This is a genomic window from Burkholderia sp. Tr-20355 (genome assembly GCF_017104685.1).
Taxonomy (GTDB): Bacteria; Pseudomonadota; Gammaproteobacteria; order Burkholderiales; family Burkholderiaceae; genus Burkholderia; species Burkholderia seminalis.
Genome location: NZ_JAAGPK010000111.1, coordinates 1 through 17,435, shown reverse-complemented (window position 1 = coordinate 17,435; position 17,435 = coordinate 1). Strand labels below are relative to the sequence as shown.

Here is a 17,435-nt window from a genome sequence, read left to right as displayed (position 1 = left end):
TTCGCGTTGCCGGCCCATTGTTTCCGCGCGGCCAACTGTGAAGTCTTCCGCCAGGCATCGATCGGGCGGGCGTCCGTTCCGATAATCGATGCACAAGGTCAGGGCAGGGTACGCGGCGATCCGGTCGCGACACGCCCGACCCGCGGGAAAAGGCGGAGGGCATGATGGATACGATGGCGCCCGAACGGAAGGCCTGCATCACGGCCGGGCAGGACGCGCCGGCGCTCGGCATTCGGCGCATCTGGGGCGCGAAGGACGGAACGCCGATCCTCCTGCGCGCGATCGAGCCCGGCGATCTCGACATCGAACGCGAGCTGGTCGACCGTCTGTCGAGCCGCAGCCGCTACATGCGGTTGATGTCCGCGCGCAAGCCGACCGAAGACGAGTTGATCCGATGGACCCGCATCGATCGCCGGCGGGAAGGCGCGGTGATTGCGACGATCCGCGCCGGCGGCCGCGAGCGGTTGATCGGCGTTGCGCGTTATGCGACGGACGACGGAGCAACCGAGGTCGTCGAATGCGCGATCGTGATCGACGACGTATGGCAGCGGCAAGGGCTCGGCCGTGTGCTGCTGTCGAGCCTGATCGAGCTGGCGCGGCGCTCGGGCATGCGGCAGATGGTCGGCACGATGCTGACCGAGAACAGTGCGATGAAAGGCCTTGCGCGTTCCGTCGGCTTCACGCTGTCACGCCAGCCGGGGCGCGCATTCGTGACGGATCTGCGGCTCGACCTGGATACCCGTTGGGGAGCTTGAAGGAGGGCGCTTGCAGGCTTCCGGGCCGTCACGACACGCGGTGGATCATGCGGATTCACCCGCTCTTGCCGGATCGTCGAACAACGCAAGGAGCGCGGATTGCGACCCGACACCGAGCTTTGCGTAGCGATGCTTTTTATGCGCGCGCACGGTCTCGAACGAGATCGACAATTTCTCGCCGATCGCGCGCGACGAGAACCTGCTCAACGACAACATCGCCACTTCGACTTCGTGCGTCGTCGACGCACCGCGGCCGTTCTTGCCGGTCAGCACGCCGAAGCGCGCGCGGATCGGGGGTCTCGTTTTCCGTTGCACTCGGCGCCTCCTTCACGGGGAACGTTTCGAAGCGCAGGCGCTGCTGCACAAGGCCATCTCGCGGTCGTCGTACTTGCTCGTCTCGCCGAGCAAAAAAACCGCGTGTGATCGCGATCGATCACGAGGTCCGTGTTCTCATAGCCGGGCGGCCAGCCGGCGAATCTGTCGTGTCGTCAATTCCAGCCGTTCCGCCGCACGGCCGGGCAGCTTACGCGGCACGAAAGCGGACATTTCAATCTAGCCACTACAATCCAAACTGTCGATAATTATGATTATGTCAAATACGATATTTCCGTCTGGATTGGCACCATCCAACCGCTGACCCGACCGAAAACGACCCGCTTCCCATCCTCAATCCACCTCCAGATCCCCGATCGTTTCCGCCCGCCGCGCGTCGCGCGGCGTCCCGACAGCCTGCCGGCCGCGCTGGCCGGCGGACACCACCAGACGAAACGCGACCGGCGCAAACACGAGCCCGAACAGCGTCGCCGCCAACACGCCTCCAAACGCGCCCGTACCGATCGACCGCCGGCTTTCGGCGCCCGCGCCCGTCGCCAGCACGAGCGGCACGACGCCGAGCAGGAACGCCATCGACGTCATCACGATCGGCCTGAACCGCGCGGCGGCCGCGTCGATCACCGCCTGCCGCAGCGGCACGCCGCGCGCGGCCAGGTCACGTGCGTACTGCACGATCAGGATCGCGTTCTTCGCCGCCAGCCCAACCACCGTGATCATCCCGACCTTGAAATACACGTCGTTCGGCATGCCGCGCGCGAGCGCCGCCGCAATCGCGCCGATCACGCCGAGCGGCACGATCGTCAGCACCGACAGCGGAATCGTCCAGCTTTCGTACAGCGCGGCGAGCGCCATGAAGACCGCGAGCACCGACAGCCCGACGAGCAGCGGCGTCTGCCGCGCGGCGGCCCGCTCCTCGCGCGCCGCATCGACCCAGTCGAAGCCGATTCCGGCCGGCAGCGCGCCGGCGAGCCGCTCCATCTCCGCCATCGCCGCGCCCGAACTCGTGCCGGCCGCCGCCCGGCCGCTGATGTCGAGCGACGGATAGCCGTTGTAACGGTTCAGCATCACCGGGCCGATCGTCCAGTGCGGCGCGGCGATCGCCGACAGCGGCACCATGTCGCCGGTGCGGTTCGGCACGGTCAGCGCCATCAGTTGCGTGTCGGTCGCGCGGGCGCCCGGCTCGGCCTCGATGATCACCCGCCGCATCCGGCCCGACGCCGGAAAATCGTTGATGTAGTTCGAGCCGAACGTGCCGCCCAGGAGCCCCGCGATCCGCTCGAACGGTACGCCGAGCGCATACGCCTTCGCGCGATCGACGTCGAGCTCGATGCGCGGCGCGTCCGGCAGGTCTTCGAAATGCACGGCGGCCAGCAGCGGATCGGCCTTCGCGTGTTCGGACAGTTGCTCGCGAGCCTCCTTCAACGCATCGAGCCCGACCCCGCCGCGATCCTCGAGCCGGAACGTGAAGCCGTCGGCATGCCCGATGCCGCGCACCGAAGGCGGCAGCGACGCCTCGACGTCGCCGTCGAGAATCTCGCCGAAACGCCCGTTGAGCCGGTCGCGCAACGTCATCGCGTCGACGTCGCGCCGTGCCCAGTCCTTCAACTCGACGAACGCCATCCCGACGTTCTGCCCGCTGCCCGCGAAACTCCAGCCGACCACGCTCGTCACGTTCGCGATCGCCGGCTCCGCGCGCAAGATCGCCTCGACACGCTCGACGACCCCGAGCGTGCGCGCCTGCGTCGCGCCGGCCGGCAACTGGATCATCACCTGCAGCTGCCCCTGATCCTCGGTCGGCAGGAAACCGCCCGGCATCATCCAGTACAGCAGCGCGCACGCGATCACGAGCGCCGCGTAGACCGCGACGACGACGCCGGTGCGCCGCACCGCGAGCACGGCGACGCGGCGATACCCGGCCTCGACGCGCGCGAAGCCCGCCCCGAACCGGTCGGCCAGCCGTGCACCGATGCCGCGACGCCGAGCATCGGCGGCCCTTCCGTCGTGCCGCGCGACCGGCTTCAGCAGGTTCGCGCACAGCGCGGGCGTGAGCGACAGCGCCATGAACGACGACACCAGCATCGACGCGATCATCGCCACCGCGAACTGCCGGTAGATACCGCCGACGGTCCCGGAAAAGAACGCCATCGGCACGAACACGGCGGTCAGCACCGCCGTCACGCCGACGATCGCCCCGCCGATCCGCTTCATGGCGCGCCGCGTGGCATCGCGCGGCGACACGCCCTCCTCCATCACGCGGTGCACGCTCTCGACGACGACGATCGCGTCATCGACGAGGATGCCGATCGCCAGCACGAGACCGAACATCGTGAACACGTTGATCGACAGCCCGAACGCCCACATGGCGACGAACGCGCCCATCAGCGTGACCGGAATCACGACGGTCGGCACCAGCGTGTAGCGCAGGTCGCGCAGGAACAGCCACATCACGCAGAACACCAGCACGACCGCCTCGAGCAGCGTCAGCACGACCTCGCGGATCGCGATCGTCACGAAATGCGCGCCGTCGAACGGGATCTCGATCGCGACGCCCGGCGGCAACGTCCTCGACAGCTCGGCGAGCCGCGCACGAATCGCATTCGACGTTTCGAGCGCATTGCCGCGCGGGCCGAGCTGGATGCCGACCGTCGCGGCCGGCCGGCCGTTCAGCCGCGAATAGAACGAGTAGTCGTCGCGGCCGATCTCGACGCGCGCGACGTCGGCGACGCGCACCGCCGAACCGTCCGTCTTCGACTTCAGCACGATCCGGCCGAACTCGTCCGGCGACGCGAGCTGCCCCTTGACGACGATCTGCGCGGTGAGCTGCTGGCCGCCCGGAAACGGCGCGTCGCCGATCGCGCCGGCCGTCACCGTCGCGTTCTGCGCGCCGATCGCCGCGATCACGTCGTCGGCGCCAAGGCCGTATTCGCGCAGCTTGTGCGGATCGAGCCAGACCCGCAGCGCCTCGTCGGCGTCCCACAGCTCCGCCGCGCCGACGCCCGGCGCGCGCTTCAGTTCGCGCAGCACGTAGCGGTTCAGGTAATCGCCGAGCTGCGCGGAATCGCGCATGCCGTCGGTCGACGTCAGCGTGACGAGCATCAGGAACGTGTTCGCCGCCTTGAACACGCCGATCCCCTGCTGGACGACCTGCTGCGGCAACCGCGACTCGACCTGCTTCAGCCGGTTGTTCACGTCGACGAGCGCGATGTCGGGATCGGTGCCCGGCGAAAACGTCACGTCGATCTCGAGGTTGCCGTGACCGTCGCTGCTCGTCTCGTAGTACAGGAGCCCGTCGGCGCCGTCGAGGCTTTCCTCGATGATGCTGCCGACGTCGCCGTCGACCGTCTCGGTCGACGCGCCCGGATACGCGGCGGTGATCACGACGCGCGGCGGCGCAAGGCGCGGATATTGCGCGATCGGCAGTTGCGGAATCGCCAGCACGCCCGCGACGACGACCGCGAGCGCGACGATCCACGCAAACACCGGACGATCGATGAAGAACGACGGCATCGACATGCGTCAGCGCACCGCCGGCGTTCGGCCGCCCGGCACGCGGGCGGCCTGGGCGCGCTGCGCCCGGTACACGTCAATCATCGGTTCTCTCTCGGGAGCCGCGCACCGGCGCCAGCATCGACGACGCCAGCAGCGCGCGCGTATACGGATGGGACGGCGCCTGCAGCACGTCGAGCGTATCGCCCTCCTCGACCACGCGCCCCGCCTTCATCACGACGACCCGGTGGGCCATCGCACGCATGACCGCGAGATCGTGCGTAATGAACAGGTAGCTCAGTTTGTACTTCTTTTGCAGATTCGTCAGCAGATTCAGCACCTGCTTCTGGATCGACACGTCGAGCGCGCTGGTCGGCTCGTCCAGCACCAGCAGTTCCGGCTCGACCGCCAGTGCGCGCGCGATCGCGATCCGCTGCCGCTGGCCGCCGGAGAATTCGTGCGGATAGCGCAGCATCGACTCGGCCGGCAGGCCGACTTCCTGCAGCAGCGCGGCGATCCGCGCGCGCCGCGCGTCCCCGGCCACCTGCGGCCGGTGCACCGCAAGCCCTTCGCCGACGATCTGCTCGACCGTCATCCGCGGCGACAGCGAGCCGAACGGATCCTGGAACACCACCTGCATCCTGCCGTACAGCGCGCGCCTGCCGCCCGTGGTCCGCAGCGTGTCGAGCGGCAGGCCGTCGATTTCGATCGCGCCGGCCGCCGGCCGCTGCAGACCGAGCACCGTCGCCGCGAGCGTCGATTTCCCCGAGCCGGACTCGCCGACGATCCCGAGCGTTTCGCCGCGCTTCAGCGACAGCGTCACGTCGTGCACCGCGCGGAACGTCGTCTTGCCGAGCGCCCCGCGCCAGCCTTTCGCCGCGATGCGGTAGTCGACCGCGAGATCGCGCACGTCGAGGATCGTCCGCGCCGCGGCTGCGACGGGCTCGACGGCCCGCTGCGGCGCGCTGTCGAGCAGCCGGCGTGTGTACGCATGCTGCGGCGCGGCGAACAGCGCATCGGTCGTGTTCGTCTCCACCAGCACGCCCTGCTCCATCACGGCCACGCGCTGCGCGAAGCGCCGCACCAGGTTCAGGTCGTGCGTGATCAGCAGCACGGCCATGCCGCGCGCGGCGGCTTCCTGCTCCTGCAGTTCGAGCAGCAGATCGACGATCTGCTGGCGCACCGTCACGTCGAGCGCCGTCGTCGGTTCGTCCGCCAGCAGCAGCCGCGGCCGGCAGGCCAGCGCCATCGCGATCATCGCCCGCTGGCGCTGCCCGCCCGACAGCTGATGCGGAAAACTGTCGATGCGCCGCTCCGGCTCCGGAATCCCGGTGCGCCGCAGCAGCGCGATCCCGCGTTCGCGTGCGTCGCCGGGCCGCAGCCCCTCGTGCAGCCGCAGGCTCTCGGCGATCTGCTTGCCGATCGTATACAGCGGATTCAGCGCGGTCATCGGCTCCTGGAACACCATCGCGATGTCGGCGCCGCGAATCCCGCGCATCTGCTGTTCGGTCTTCGCGAGCAGGTCCTCGCCGTCGAACAGGATCCGTCCCGACAGCGCCGCCTGTTGCGCGAGCCGCAGGATCGACAGCGCCGTCACGCTCTTGCCCGACCCCGATTCGCCGACGAGCGCGACACGCTCGCCGCGGCCGATCGACAGGCTCAGGTCCCGCACGGCCGGCCTCGCGCCGAAGCGCGCCGAAAACCCGTCGATCTGCAGCAACGCGTTCGCCATCATCGCCCTCCGCCGAACGCCGAGCCGCGCGCGCGCGTGTCGAGCGCGTTGCGCAACGCGTCGCCCATGAACGTCAGCAGCAGCAGCGTCACCACCAGCGCGGCGAATGCGGAGATCGAGATCCACCACGCATCGAGGTTGTTCTTGCCCTCCTGAAGCAGCTCGCCGAGGCTCGGCGTCGGCGGCTGTACGCCGAGACCGAGGAAGTCGAGGCTCGTCAGCGACAGGATCGCGGCGCTCATCCGGAACGGCAGGAACGTGATCACCGGCGTGAGGCTGTTCGGCAGCACGTGGCGCCACATGATCTGCGCATTCGTCAGCCCCATCGTGCGGGCCGCTTTCACGTAATCGAGCATGCGGTTGCGCAGGAATTCGGCGCGTACGTAGTCGGACAGCACGAGCCAGCCGAACATCGACAGCAGGATGAACAGCAGCCACAGCGACGGCGTGAAGATCGATGCGAAGATGATCAGCAGGTAGAGGTCCGGCAGCGCGCTCCAGATCTCGATCAGGCGCTGGCCGATCAGGTCGGTGTGGCCGCCGTAGAAGCCCTGCAGCGCCCCCGTCAGCACGCCGACCAGCACGCCCGACACGGTGAGCGCGAACGCCATCAGCACCGACAGCCGAAAGCCGTACAGGAGCCGCGCGAGCACGTCGCGCCCGAACTGGTCGGTGCCGAGCCAGTTGCTCGCCGATGGCGGCGCCGGATACGGCCGCGACGCGAAGTAGTCGATCGTGTCGTAGCGATAGCGATTCGGCGGATAGATCGCGAAATTGCCGTGCGACTCGAGCTTCGCGCGGATGTACGGATCGAGGTAGTTCGTCTTCGCGGGAAAGTCGCCGCCGAACTCGGTCTCCGGGTAGTCCTTCACGATCGGGAAATAATAGTGCCCGTCGTAGCGCACGAGCAGCGGCCGGTCGTTCGACAGGCCATCGGCACACAGGCTGAGCGCGAACAGCACGACGAAGATCACGAGGCTCGCATGGCCGAGCGGCTGCGCGCGAAAGCGCTGCCAGGTACGCCGCCACGGCGAAGGCGACGGCGCGCACGCGGGATCAGTGGTCCAGGCGGCTGAACTGGATACGGGGGTCGACGAGGACATAGCAGATATCCGCGATAAGCTTGGTCAGCAGACCGATCAGGGTGAACAGGAACAGCGAGCCGAGCACGACCGGATAGTCGCGACGGATCACCGCGTCGTACGACAGCTGCCCCATTCCGTCGAGCGAGAACAACGTCTCGATCAGCAGGTTGCCGTTCAGGAACGCGCCGACGAAGGCCGCGGGCAGCCCGGTGAGCAGCGGGATCGCCGCGTTGCGCAGCACGTGCTTCCACAGCACGTCGCGCTCCGGCGCCCCCTTCGCCCGCGCGGTCAGCACGTACTGCCGGCCGATTTCCTCGAGGAACGTGTTCTTCGTCAGGATCGTGACGATCGCGAAATTGCCGATCACGGCTGCCGTGACGGGCATCACGATGTGCCACAGGTAGTCGAGCGTCTTGCCGATCAGCGTCAGGTCGTCGAAGTTGTCCGACGTGAGCCCGCGCATCGGGAACACCTGCCAGAACGTGCCGCCGCCGAACAGCATCAGCAGCAGCACGCCGAGCACGAAACCCGGCACCGCGTAGCCGGTCAGCACCAGCACGCTCGTCACGGTGTCGAACCGCGAGCCGTTGCGCACCGCCTTCGCGATGCCGAGCGGCACCGACACGAGATACGTGAGGATCACCGTCCATAGCCCGAGCGTGATCGAGACCGGCAGCTTCGAGCGGATCACCGCCCACACGCTGCGGTGCGCGAAGTAGGACTGGCCGAGGTCGAACGTCGCATAGCTTTTGAGCATCAGCAGGTAGCGTTCGAGCGGCGGCCTGTCGAAACCGAACTGTTTTCGGATTTGCGCGATCTGCTGCGGGTCGACGCCCTGGCTGCCGTGATAGCCGCCCCCGCCTCCGCCCGCCTCGCCCCCGCGTGCGCTGCCGTGCCGCAACTGCGCGAGCACCTGCTCGACCGGGCCGCCCGGCACGAACTGCGTGACCGCGAACGTGATCGTCACGACGCCGACCAGCGTCGGAATCATCAGCAGCAGCCGCCTGAATATGTATGCCAGCATCGTCGTTCCCCGTCAGGCCGCCGGTGCGGGTTGTGCCGCCGGCTTCTTCACGTACCAGTAGTCGATGATCCAGTCCTCGTACTGATAGGAGTTCGGCACGACCGCCGGATGACCGAGCGTCGCCTTGTACCCGATCCGCGCGTTCGGCAGGTAGTACTGCGGGATCAGCACGTACAGGTTGATCAGCACGCGGTCGAGCGCATGCGTGGCCGTCTCGAGATCGTCGAGCGTGTCGGCCGCGAGCGCCGCGCGGATCAGCGCATCGACGGCCTTCGACTTCACGCCCGGATAGTTCTCGGAGCCCGGCTGCGACGCGGCCGCGCTGCCGAACCGGCGCGTCAGCTCCGCGCCCGGGATCGTCACGGGCAGGTAGATGTACGTCGTCATGTCGTACTCGAAATTGTCGAGCCGCTTCAGGTAGACGGCGCTGTCGATCTCGTGCAGGTACGCGTGGATGCCGAGCGTCGCGAGCGCCTGCGTGTACGGCAGGATCAGGCGGTCCATGCCGGGCTGGTCGTCGATGATCTCGATCGTCATCGGCGTGCCGTTCGCATCCCGCAGCGCGCCGTCCCGGTAGTGCCAGCCGGCCTGCTCGAGCAGGTCGCGCGCCTGCTTCAGGTTCGCGCGCAGCGAGCCGGGCGGCAGCGTCGACGGCTGCGCGATCATCGGGCCGAATACGGCCGGCGGCAACGTCGACCGGTACGGCTCGAGCAGCGCGAGTTCCTTCGCGCTCGGCATGCCGGACGCCGCGAACGGGCTCGCCTCCCAGAAGCTGTTGGTACGGCGGTACTGTCCGTAGAACATCATCCGGCTCATCCAGTCGAAGTCGAACGCCAGCGCGAGCGCATGCCGCACGCGCACGTCCTGGAACATCGGCTTGCGCAGGTTCATCAGGAAGCCCTGCATCTGCGCGGGGCCGTCCGGGAACTCGCCCTTCCTCAGCATCCCGTTACGGAAATTCTTGCCGACGTACTTGCGTGCCCACTGCGTCGAGCTGTACTCCATCCGCGCATCGATGTCGCCGGCCTTGAACGCTTCGAGCGACGTGTACTGGTCCAGGTAAAGCTTGAACGTCACGTGCGCGAAGCGGAACATCCCGCGCCGCGACGGCAGGTTCGCCGCCCAGTAGCGCGGGTTGCGCACGTAGCGGATCTGCTTGTCGTTCCTGCGCTGCTCGATCAGGTACGCGCCGCTCGCGATCGGCGGCACGTTCGCGATCTGGTCGAACGGCGGCCGCGTGCCGTCCGCGCGTTGCCCCCATTTCGGCGAGAACACCGGCAGGTCGCCCGCGATCAGCGCCGCGTCGCGCTCCGCATGCTTGAACTCGAAGCGGATCGTGTGGCCGTCGACCACCACCGCGCGCTTGATGATCGAGAACTGCGCGTTGTAGAGCGGCGACGCCTGCGGGCTCGTCAGCGTGTCGAACGAGTACTTGACGTCGGCCGCGGTGATCGCGTCGCCGTTCGAGAATCGCGCGGCCGGATTGAGGTGGAACGTCGCCGACAGCCGGTCCGGCGCAACCTCGACGTCGTCGGCGATCAGCGCGTATTCGGACGCGAGTTCGTCCCAGCTGCGCTGCATCAGCGTGTCGAACATCAGGTTCTTGATGTCGGGCGCGGGCGAACCGCGCACGAGGAACGGGTTCAGCGAGTCGTAGCTCTGCGCTTCGTCGTAGTTTTCGAAATCGAGCGTGCCGGTGTCGGGCGCGTTTACATCCGCGTAGTCGAAATGCGTGAAGTCCGGCGGATATTTCGGCTGATCGTATTGCGAGATCGCCGGCACCGCGAGCGCGTCCCGCGGCAGCGCACCGCTCGACACGAGCAGCACCGCGCAGGCAAACAACGCGGCACGCACGCCGCGACGCATTCGCGCCTGCGCGCGCATCGGAGGCGTGCGGTGCGACACGCGTGCCCCTCGCCATTTCAACAGTCTCATGGTCAGTCTGTCCGGAAGCGTGCGGGCGCGAAGCCTTCGCACGGTCGATGCCTGTGCCGGACGCCGCGTGCCGGCCGCGTCCCGCTGGTGGTTCATGGTGCAAGATCGAAACGCCGCGCCGTCGCGTGCCGCGATTGCGGGCCCGCGTGGCGCCAGGCGAAAAAGGGCCGCTCCAAACAAAGGGGAGGTGTGGACGTGGAGCGGCCCGTCCAAGCCTGTCAATCCATCGCCGCCTCCATCAGAACTTGTACGTCGCGCCGACCTGCGCGAACCGGCCGATGTACGAGTACACCGACGTGTCGTACCCGCTCTGGCTCAGCGTGCCGTTCGCGAAGATCGGATCGTACGGCGGCGTGCGGTTGAAGATGTTGTCGATGCCGCCGTAGATCGTCCAGTTCTTGAAGCCCGTGTACGTGAGCATCAGGTTGAACTGGCTGTACGAACCGACTTTCGGCGGCTCCGCCATCAGGTTCTGCGCGTACGGGCCCGTGAACTGCCACGTCAGCGCCGCATCGAACTTGCGATAGTTCCAGTCCAGCGTCGTGTTGCCGCGCCAGCGCGGGAAACTGCCGCCGAACGGCTGCGTGATCGTGAAGTTGTTGCCCGCGCCGTTCACCGGTGCGCCGCCCGGGAAGCCGATCTTGTAGCTGTTGATGTACGCCCAGTCGCCCGACAGCGTGAGCATGCCCCAGCCCTTGAGCGGCAGCCCCTGGCGGAACGTGCCTTCGAAGCCGTTCGTGTCGAGGTAGCCGAGGTTCTGGTACGGAATGACCTTGTACAGCAGCTGGCCGGTCGTCGGGTCGGTCACGACCTGCGACGGCTTGCCCTGGCCGATCACGTTGTCGATGCGGATCTTGTACCAGTCGAAGCCGATGTCCGTGTAGCGGGCCGGCGAGACCTGGAAGCCGATGTTGAAGTTGCGCGTGCGCTCCGGCGCGAGGTTCGGGTTGCCGACCGTGATCGACGTGTAGTTCTGCCCGGTGGCCGGATCGACCTGGATGCCGAGCGTCTGCGACTTGCTGTCCTCGACGAAGGTCGGCGCACGGAACCCGCGGTTGTACGACGTATACAGCGTCAGCGCCTTGATCGGCTGGTAGCGCAACGCAAAGCGCGGCGAGAAGGCGCCGCCCACGTCCGTGTAGTGGTCGTAGCGGCCCGCCTGGCTGAACGTCAGGTTCTCCAGGATCGGCACGTTGATCTGGTAATAGACGGCCGCGACGTTGCGCGCACCGTTCACCGTCTCCAGGTCCGGCGAGATCACCGCGCCGGACAGGTACTCCGAGCCCGGCGTCAGCGTTTCGCTCTGGTGCGTGAACTGTGCGCCGAAACCGATGCCGACGTCACCGGTCGGCAGATGGAACAGGTTCGGCGTCGACAGCGTCGCATCGATCGTGTCGAGTTTCGAGATGCCGAGATTGTTCGCTTCCTGGTACAGCCCGTTGAACGCGTTCGGCGTCGCGGCCGGGTTCGCGAAGTTCAGCGTGCCGTTCTGGTAGATGTTGTTCAGCGCGTTGACGTTCAGCTGGTTCGTGAACACGTTCGACACCGTGCTCTGCGAATGGCTGACCGACGTCGCCCAGTCCCAGTCGCCGTACGGCAGCGTAAAGGAACCCTTGATGCCGGCCGCCGCGCGCCAGTAGTTCGCCCAGGTCTTCTGCGCGACCGTGTTCGGGAACGCGTAGGTCAACGGCGTCGCCGCGCCCGTCGTGTTGTACGGGTTGGTCACCGGCACGACCGTGTTGAACGGCGACAGCAACTGCGTCTGCGGATTCCAGACGAGCGCCGGGTTCTGCGGGTTGCCGATCACGTTGTTCCACAGGCCGTCATTGGTCGTGGTCGTGTTGTAGCTTTCCAGGAAGTCCGCGAATGCCGTCGTCGTGTCGTTGATCTTGAAGTCGCCGTGCAGCTTCGCGTTCAGGCGTTCGGTCATCGGCAGGATCGACGTGCTTTCCGCCGTGTTGAACGCGCAGATCGTGCCCGGCAGGCCGGCCGACAGCGAGTTCGGCGCGGCCGGGCGAACCGCCCCGCCGGACGGGCAGCCGTTCAGCGCCTGCGCACTGCCGTCGGGCATGTTCCAGTAGGACGGCGCGAGCAGCGAAAAACCGCCCGGCTTGCCCGTGAAGTCCTGGTTGCGCGTCGAATCGCGATCGGCCAGCGTGAAGCCGTTCGACTTGTAATAGCTGAGTGCCGCCGTCACGTTGAAGCGGTCGGCGTTCAGGTCGCCGAAGCCGCCGAGCACGCCGAATTTCGTCGTGCCGTCGCCGTTGCCGGCATTGATCGCGCTGCCGATGCTGCCGTCGAGTTGCAGCCCGCGGAAATTGTGCTTCGTGATGATGTTGACGACGCCGCCGATCGCGTCCGACCCGTATTGCGACACCGCGCCCGTCTTCACGATTTCGATGCGCTCGATGTCGTTGAGCGGCAACGTGTTGAGGTCGAAGAACGAATCGACGCTGTTCGAGAAGAACGCATACGGCGCCACGCGCTGGCCGTCGACCAGCACGAGCGTGTATTTCTCCGACAGGCCGCGCAGCGCGATGCCGGCCGCGCCGGCCGCGAAGTTGCCCGATTGCCCTTCGCCCCAGCTGTTCGCCGAGTTGGCCGTCGCATTGCGCAGGAAGTCGGTCACCGTCACCGCGCCGCTGGCCTGGATTTCCTTCGGCGTGATCGTCTGCACCTGCTGGAAGCCCGTCTTGTCGGATTGCCGGATCAGCGAGCCGGTCACCTCGAACCGCTTGATCTGCGCGACCTTGCCCTGCCCGTTCTCGGCGGATGCCGCAGGCATTGCCTCGGCTGCCGCACCGGACGCCACATCGGGGGCCGCGGCCCCCGCAGCGGCGGTACCGGCGGTGCCGCCCGCCTGCGCGACGGTCACGGGTGCGCCGTTCGCGACCGCATCCGCGATGGCGACGGCGCCCGGCGCCGGCTGGCTCTGGGCGAACGCCGACGGCGCCAGTGCGGCCGTCAACGCGAGTTCCGCCCAGACTATCCTCTTGATGGCCAACGCCAACACTCTCTGCTTCATCTTGTTTCCTCTCGCTCGTAGTAAGACCCCACCTGCCGTGCGCCGGAACCTTGTGAATTCCTTGCGCGTCCTGGGTGCCCGTGTACCGGAACCCGCGATTGCCACTGTTTCGACTGCCATGACTCGAACGGATCGGCCTCGGGGCACCCGCACCATTCAGCACGATCGTTTTTTCTTTTGATTCGCCATACTAATTACCTACATTGAGCGCACCGCCTGCTTCCTCCCGGTTCGACGGATGGCGCATCGTGACGCGCGCCCCTCCTTCGATCGGGTACTTCTCCTTCGTCGCGGCCCGAAGCGTGGCCGGCGCCGCTAGAACAACCTCGGCGTGCCGACCCAGACGATCACGGCTTCCTCGTCGGCCGTGTTGTGCCACGCATGCGGCATCGTCGACTCGTAATGCGCGGTATCGCCCTCGTTCAGCGTGAACGTGCAGTCCTCGAGGGTCAGCGCGACCTGCCCGCGCATCACATAGACGAACTCCTCGCCCGCATGCGTGGTCATCTCGGACGGCTGCTGCCCCGCCGGCATCCTGACGAGGATCGCGTCGAGCTTGCGGTCGTCGGCCGGATTCGTCAGCCGCGCGAACAGGCTCGCCGAGTTCGCGAACTGGAAATATCGCAGCGCGTTGCCGCGACACACCGAACGCGCTTCCGTCGGCGTATCGATGAAGTACTGCATCGTCACGCCCAGCGCTTTCGCGATCCGGACCAGCGACGTGATCGACGGCGTGGCCCGCCCGCGCTCGACCTGCGACAGGAACGGCTTCGAGATACCGGCGATGCCGGCCGTTTCGTCGAGCGTGAGTTTCAGGCGCTGGCGCAGCGCCCGGATCTTGTTGCCGAGCGACACGGCGACGAGCACCGACTCATCAGGGGGCACAACCATGGAAGGACGGAGCCTCGCAGTCGAAATCGGTTTGATGTCGGCGATCGTTGACCGAAGCCACGATGCGCACGGCCCGGCGCGATACCGGCCCGTGCACGGCAGCCGCGGGCGGGCCGTGCGCGGCGCGGCGCGGCACCGTCGCGGCCCGCCCGCACGCGTCTCGCTCATTTCATTCGGTTTACTAACCAACAAGGTTGCCCCTTTTCGTCGTTGAACCTGACCGCCATGCATCGGAACGCTCGCGGCGGCACGCCGCTTGCCGACTGACTGCGCCCGCGTCGTGTGCCGGCGCCCTTTCGTTGCGTTACCGGGAAGCCACCGCCGTCCACAGCCTGGCCAGGTCACCGGAACCGTCGGTTCCCTTGACCGTGCGCAGCACCTGCACCGCACGCGCCTTCTGGCCGGCCACGTAGTACGCCTCGCCGAGCCGCAGTCGCGCCGCGTCGGGATGCTCGAGGCCGCCCTTGGCGATCGCCTGCTCCATCATCGGCAAACCCTGCTGCGCCCGGCCCGCAAAGACGAGATTCATGCCCGTGTCGAGCGGCGTCACCGGCGTCGCGGCGTCCCCGCCCGTTTGCGCGCGCTTCGCGGCAAGCGCCTGCAGCCGCTTCTCGCGATCCGCCTGCGCGTCCTTGCCGAGTACGCCGGTCGCGAACCCCTGGTCGATCACCTGCTTGCCTTCGGCGGGAGACCCCGCAACCAGCGCGAGTTGGGTCATCTCCATGTACGCGTCGGCCGTCGCAAGCGAGCCCGTCGCACGGCGCAACCGGTAGATGTCGAGGTCGAGCGACGACAGATACCCGGGCGTGCCGCGAATGGCCGCGATCATTTCGTCCCAGTACGCGGGACTCGGATGGTAGGCGACCAGCAGCCCGAGTGCCCCGCGATACGCGTTGCCGTCCTTCACTTTCTGCGCGCACGTCGCGAGCATCTGCAACTGCCCTTCGTCCGGCGCGTGCCCGCCGTTCGCCTGCGCGTCGGTGCTCGCCTTCAACTGGCTCACGACCGGCGCGCAATCGTTCGACAGGTAGTACGACTGCGTGAGCAGCGTGCGCATTTCGGGATCCGTGCCGCCGGCCTTCAGGTAGCGCTGTGCGGTCCGGATCGCCAGCGGGTAGTTCTTTTGCTGGAAGTAGATGCCGGCCAGCGCGGCCGTGGTGCGCTGCTCGTCCTCGCCCGACAGCCGCCCCGAGTTCAGCACCGACTCGTACGCCTGCGCGGCCGTGCCCGTGTCGCCAGCCGCCATCGCCGCCGCGCCGCGCATCTCCTCCACCATGTACGTTTCGTACGGCGTCCGGTTGGGCACGGCCGCCGCCTGGGCGATCTTGCCGAGCGCGTCGCGATACTTGTGCGCGCGGTACAACTCCTGCGCAGCCGCGAGCGGTTTCGCCACGTCCGGCCGCAGCGCGTCCGCCGGCAGCGCCGGCCGGCCGAGCATGCAGGCCGCGCCGAGCGCCGTCACCGCCACCATCCGTTTCCATCGTCGCTGGTTCATCGGCTCGTCCGTTTCGTCATTGCATGAACTGTTCGTTGCCGATCAGGCCGATCTTGGTCGCGCCCACGCGCTGCGCGGACGCCAGCACGGCCGCCACGTCCTTGTACGGCACCAGCTTGTTCGGGCGCAGGTGGATCTCCGCCTGCACGGGTTCCGCCGCGACCTGCGACAGTTTCGCCTCGAGCGCCGAACGGTCCGGCACCGGCGCGCCGTTCCACGTCGTCGTGCCGTCGAAGTCGATATCGATCTGCACGACTTCCGGCGGCGCGGCCGGCGGCGGCGGGTTGCCGACCGGCAGGTCCATCTTCACCGAATGCATCTGGATCGGAATCGTGATGATCAGCATGATCAGCAGCACCAGCATCACGTCGATCAGCGGCGTGGTGTTGATGTCCACCATCACGTCCGGTTCCGCATTGCTCCCGCCCGAAGGCACGTTCATCCCCATCGTCGACTCCTGTGGATCCGCGTTGGCGCCTAACCGCCGCGCGCCGGCGGCTCCGTAATGAATGACAGCTTCGCGATCCCCGCGCGCTCGCACATCGTGACCACTCGCCCGATGAACTCGTAGCGCGTGTTCTGGTCGCCCCGCACGTGGACGCTCGGCTGCGGCTGTTGTTGCGACACGCCCTTGAGCTTCGCGAGCAGCGTCGGCGCGTCCACCAGTTGCTCGCCCCAGAAGAAATCGCCGTCGCGATTCACCGCGATCTCGATGCTTTTCGGCGTCGTCTGCAGCGGCTGCACCGTCTCCTTCGGCAACTGAAGCTGGATCGTGTGCGTCACGACCGGAATCGTGATCAGGAAGATGATCAACAACACCAGCATCACGTCGACGAGCGGCGTCGTGTTGATGTTGGCGATCACCTCGTCGCTATCGTCCTGCCCGACGTTCATGGCCATCGCGCGCCTCCGTCAGCCGGTCAGTTCGCGAGCGACGCCGCCGGCGCCGCCGCCCGCACCGGGCGCCGGTTGCCGGCCAGCAGCACCGTGTGCAGTTGCGCGCCGAAGTTGCGGACCCGCTCCATCACCGACTTGTTGCGCCGGACCAGGAAGTTGTAGCCGAGCACCGCCGGCACCGCGACGGCGAGGCCGATCGCGGTCATGATGAGCGCCTCGCCCACCGGGCCCGCGACCTTGTCGATCGAGGCCTGGCCCGCGATGCCGATCGCCGTCAGCGCGTGATAGATTCCCCAGACGGTGCCGAACAGCCCGACGAACGGCGCGGTCGACCCCACCGTGGCCAGGAACGCGAGGCCGTCCTGCATCCGGTTCGATACGTTCGTGATCGAGCGCTCGACCGATACGTCGATCCACGTGTTGCGGTCGACCGCTTCGAGCAGCGCGTCTTCGTGATGCTCGCCGGCTTCGATCGCGGTTTCGGCGATGAACCGGAACGGCGACGCCTCGTCGAGCATCCTGGCGCCCTCGGCCAGCGACGGCGCGGTCCAGAGCTGCGCGTCGGCCAGTTTCGCGCGGCGATTCGCGCGCAACTGCTCCAGGAACTTCGTGACCATGATGTACCAGCTTCCCATCGACATGATCACCAGCAGGATCAGCACGAAACGCGCGACGAAATCGCCGTTCTTCCACAGCGCGCCGAGCCCGTACGGATTGTCGACCGCCACCGTCGTGGCCGGCGCGGGCGGCGGAGCCGGCTCGGCGGCGGCCGGGACA

Annotated in this window: 12 protein-coding genes and 1 pseudogene; 1 reads left to right on the top strand and 12 read right to left on the bottom strand. The window is 67.4% G+C overall.

What is annotated here, in order from left to right; all coding sequences use genetic code 11:
• The first annotated feature begins 161 nt into the window (after positions 1-161).
• Entirely contained in the window at positions 162-755 is a 594-nt protein-coding gene (locus tag G3N62_RS24010) for a GNAT family N-acetyltransferase (protein ID WP_124669044.1), read from the top strand.
• 45 nt (positions 756-800) lie between these two features.
• Here the strand turns inward: G3N62_RS24010 and G3N62_RS24005 are convergent.
• The 12 genes and pseudogenes from G3N62_RS24005 to G3N62_RS23950 form a co-directional block, all read right to left on the bottom strand.
• Positions 801-1,181, bottom strand: a pseudogene (locus G3N62_RS24005) (helix-turn-helix transcriptional regulator); the annotation flags it as partial.
• Positions 1,182-1,421: 240 nt separating this feature from the next.
• On the bottom strand, positions 1,422-4,595 hold the full coding sequence (locus tag G3N62_RS24000) for a multidrug efflux RND transporter permease subunit (RefSeq protein WP_124669179.1): 3,174 nt from the start codon (positions 4,593-4,595) through the stop codon (positions 1,422-1,424).
• 76 nt (positions 4,596-4,671) lie between these two features.
• A complete protein-coding gene (locus tag G3N62_RS23995) occupies positions 4,672-6,306 on the bottom strand; it encodes a dipeptide ABC transporter ATP-binding protein (RefSeq protein WP_124669027.1) in 1,635 nt (544 codons plus the stop codon).
• Positions 6,306-7,409, bottom strand: a complete 1,104-nt coding sequence (locus G3N62_RS23990; RefSeq protein WP_124669026.1) for an ABC transporter permease — start codon at positions 7,407-7,409, stop codon at positions 6,306-6,308. The genes G3N62_RS23995 and G3N62_RS23990 overlap by 1 nt, the downstream gene beginning before the upstream one ends.
• Entirely contained in the window at positions 7,363-8,415 is a 1,053-nt protein-coding gene (locus G3N62_RS23985) for an ABC transporter permease subunit (protein WP_034186847.1), read from the bottom strand. Before G3N62_RS23985 ends, G3N62_RS23990 begins: the two co-directional genes overlap by 47 nt.
• Positions 8,416-8,427: 12 nt before the next feature.
• Positions 8,428-10,350 carry an extracellular solute-binding protein gene (locus G3N62_RS23980; RefSeq protein WP_124669025.1) on the bottom strand — a complete coding sequence of 641 codons (1,923 nt, stop codon included), beginning with the start codon at positions 10,348-10,350 and terminating at the stop codon, positions 8,428-8,430.
• A gap of 238 nt (positions 10,351-10,588) precedes the next feature.
• Positions 10,589-13,375 carry a TonB-dependent receptor gene (locus G3N62_RS23975; protein ID WP_124669024.1) on the bottom strand — a complete coding sequence of 929 codons (2,787 nt, stop codon included), beginning with the start codon at positions 13,373-13,375 and terminating at the stop codon, positions 10,589-10,591.
• Positions 13,376-13,690: 315 nt separating this feature from the next.
• On the bottom strand, positions 13,691-14,266 hold the full coding sequence (locus tag G3N62_RS23970) for an XRE family transcriptional regulator (protein ID WP_034186844.1): 576 nt from the start codon (positions 14,264-14,266) through the stop codon (positions 13,691-13,693).
• A gap of 304 nt (positions 14,267-14,570) precedes the next feature.
• Complete coding sequence (locus tag G3N62_RS23965; protein ID WP_124669023.1) at positions 14,571-15,761, bottom strand: tetratricopeptide repeat protein; 1,191 nt, start codon at positions 15,759-15,761, stop codon at positions 14,571-14,573.
• Between the two features lie 16 nt (positions 15,762-15,777).
• Positions 15,778-16,209: a biopolymer transporter ExbD gene (locus tag G3N62_RS23960; RefSeq protein WP_034186842.1), complete on the bottom strand. Its 432-nt coding sequence runs from the start codon at positions 16,207-16,209 to the stop codon at positions 15,778-15,780.
• A gap of 29 nt (positions 16,210-16,238) precedes the next feature.
• A complete protein-coding gene (locus tag G3N62_RS23955; protein ID WP_048250972.1) occupies positions 16,239-16,661 on the bottom strand; it encodes a biopolymer transporter ExbD in 423 nt (140 codons plus the stop codon).
• A gap of 20 nt (positions 16,662-16,681) precedes the next feature.
• The coding region (locus G3N62_RS23950) for a MotA/TolQ/ExbB proton channel family protein (RefSeq protein WP_206141316.1) at positions 16,682-17,435 on the bottom strand (754 nt) is incomplete at its 5' end.

Excerpts from the sequence above, each read along its gene's own strand:
- G3N62_RS24010 (WP_124669044.1), top strand. The coding sequence starts at position 162 with ATGATGGATACGATGGCGCCCGAACGGAAGGCCTGCATCACGGCCGGG.
- G3N62_RS24000 (WP_124669179.1), bottom strand. The coding sequence starts at position 4,595 with ATGCCGTCGTTCTTCATCGATCGTCCGGTGTTTGCGTGGATCGTCGCG.
- G3N62_RS23995 (WP_124669027.1), bottom strand. The coding sequence starts at position 6,306 with ATGGCGAACGCGTTGCTGCAGATCGACGGGTTTTCGGCGCGCTTCGGC.
- G3N62_RS23990 (WP_124669026.1), bottom strand. The coding sequence starts at position 7,409 with ATGTCCTCGTCGACCCCCGTATCCAGTTCAGCCGCCTGGACCACTGAT.
- G3N62_RS23985 (WP_034186847.1), bottom strand. The coding sequence starts at position 8,415 with ATGCTGGCATACATATTCAGGCGGCTGCTGCTGATGATTCCGACGCTG.
- G3N62_RS23980 (WP_124669025.1), bottom strand. The coding sequence starts at position 10,350 with ATGAGACTGTTGAAATGGCGAGGGGCACGCGTGTCGCACCGCACGCCT.
- G3N62_RS23975 (WP_124669024.1), bottom strand. The coding sequence starts at position 13,375 with ATGAAGCAGAGAGTGTTGGCGTTGGCCATCAAGAGGATAGTCTGGGCG.
- G3N62_RS23970 (WP_034186844.1), bottom strand. The coding sequence starts at position 14,266 with ATGGTTGTGCCCCCTGATGAGTCGGTGCTCGTCGCCGTGTCGCTCGGC.
- G3N62_RS23965 (WP_124669023.1), bottom strand. The coding sequence starts at position 15,761 with ATGAACCAGCGACGATGGAAACGGATGGTGGCGGTGACGGCGCTCGGC.
- G3N62_RS23960 (WP_034186842.1), bottom strand. The coding sequence starts at position 16,209 with ATGGGGATGAACGTGCCTTCGGGCGGGAGCAATGCGGAACCGGACGTG.
- G3N62_RS23955 (WP_048250972.1), bottom strand. The coding sequence starts at position 16,661 with ATGGCCATGAACGTCGGGCAGGACGATAGCGACGAGGTGATCGCCAAC.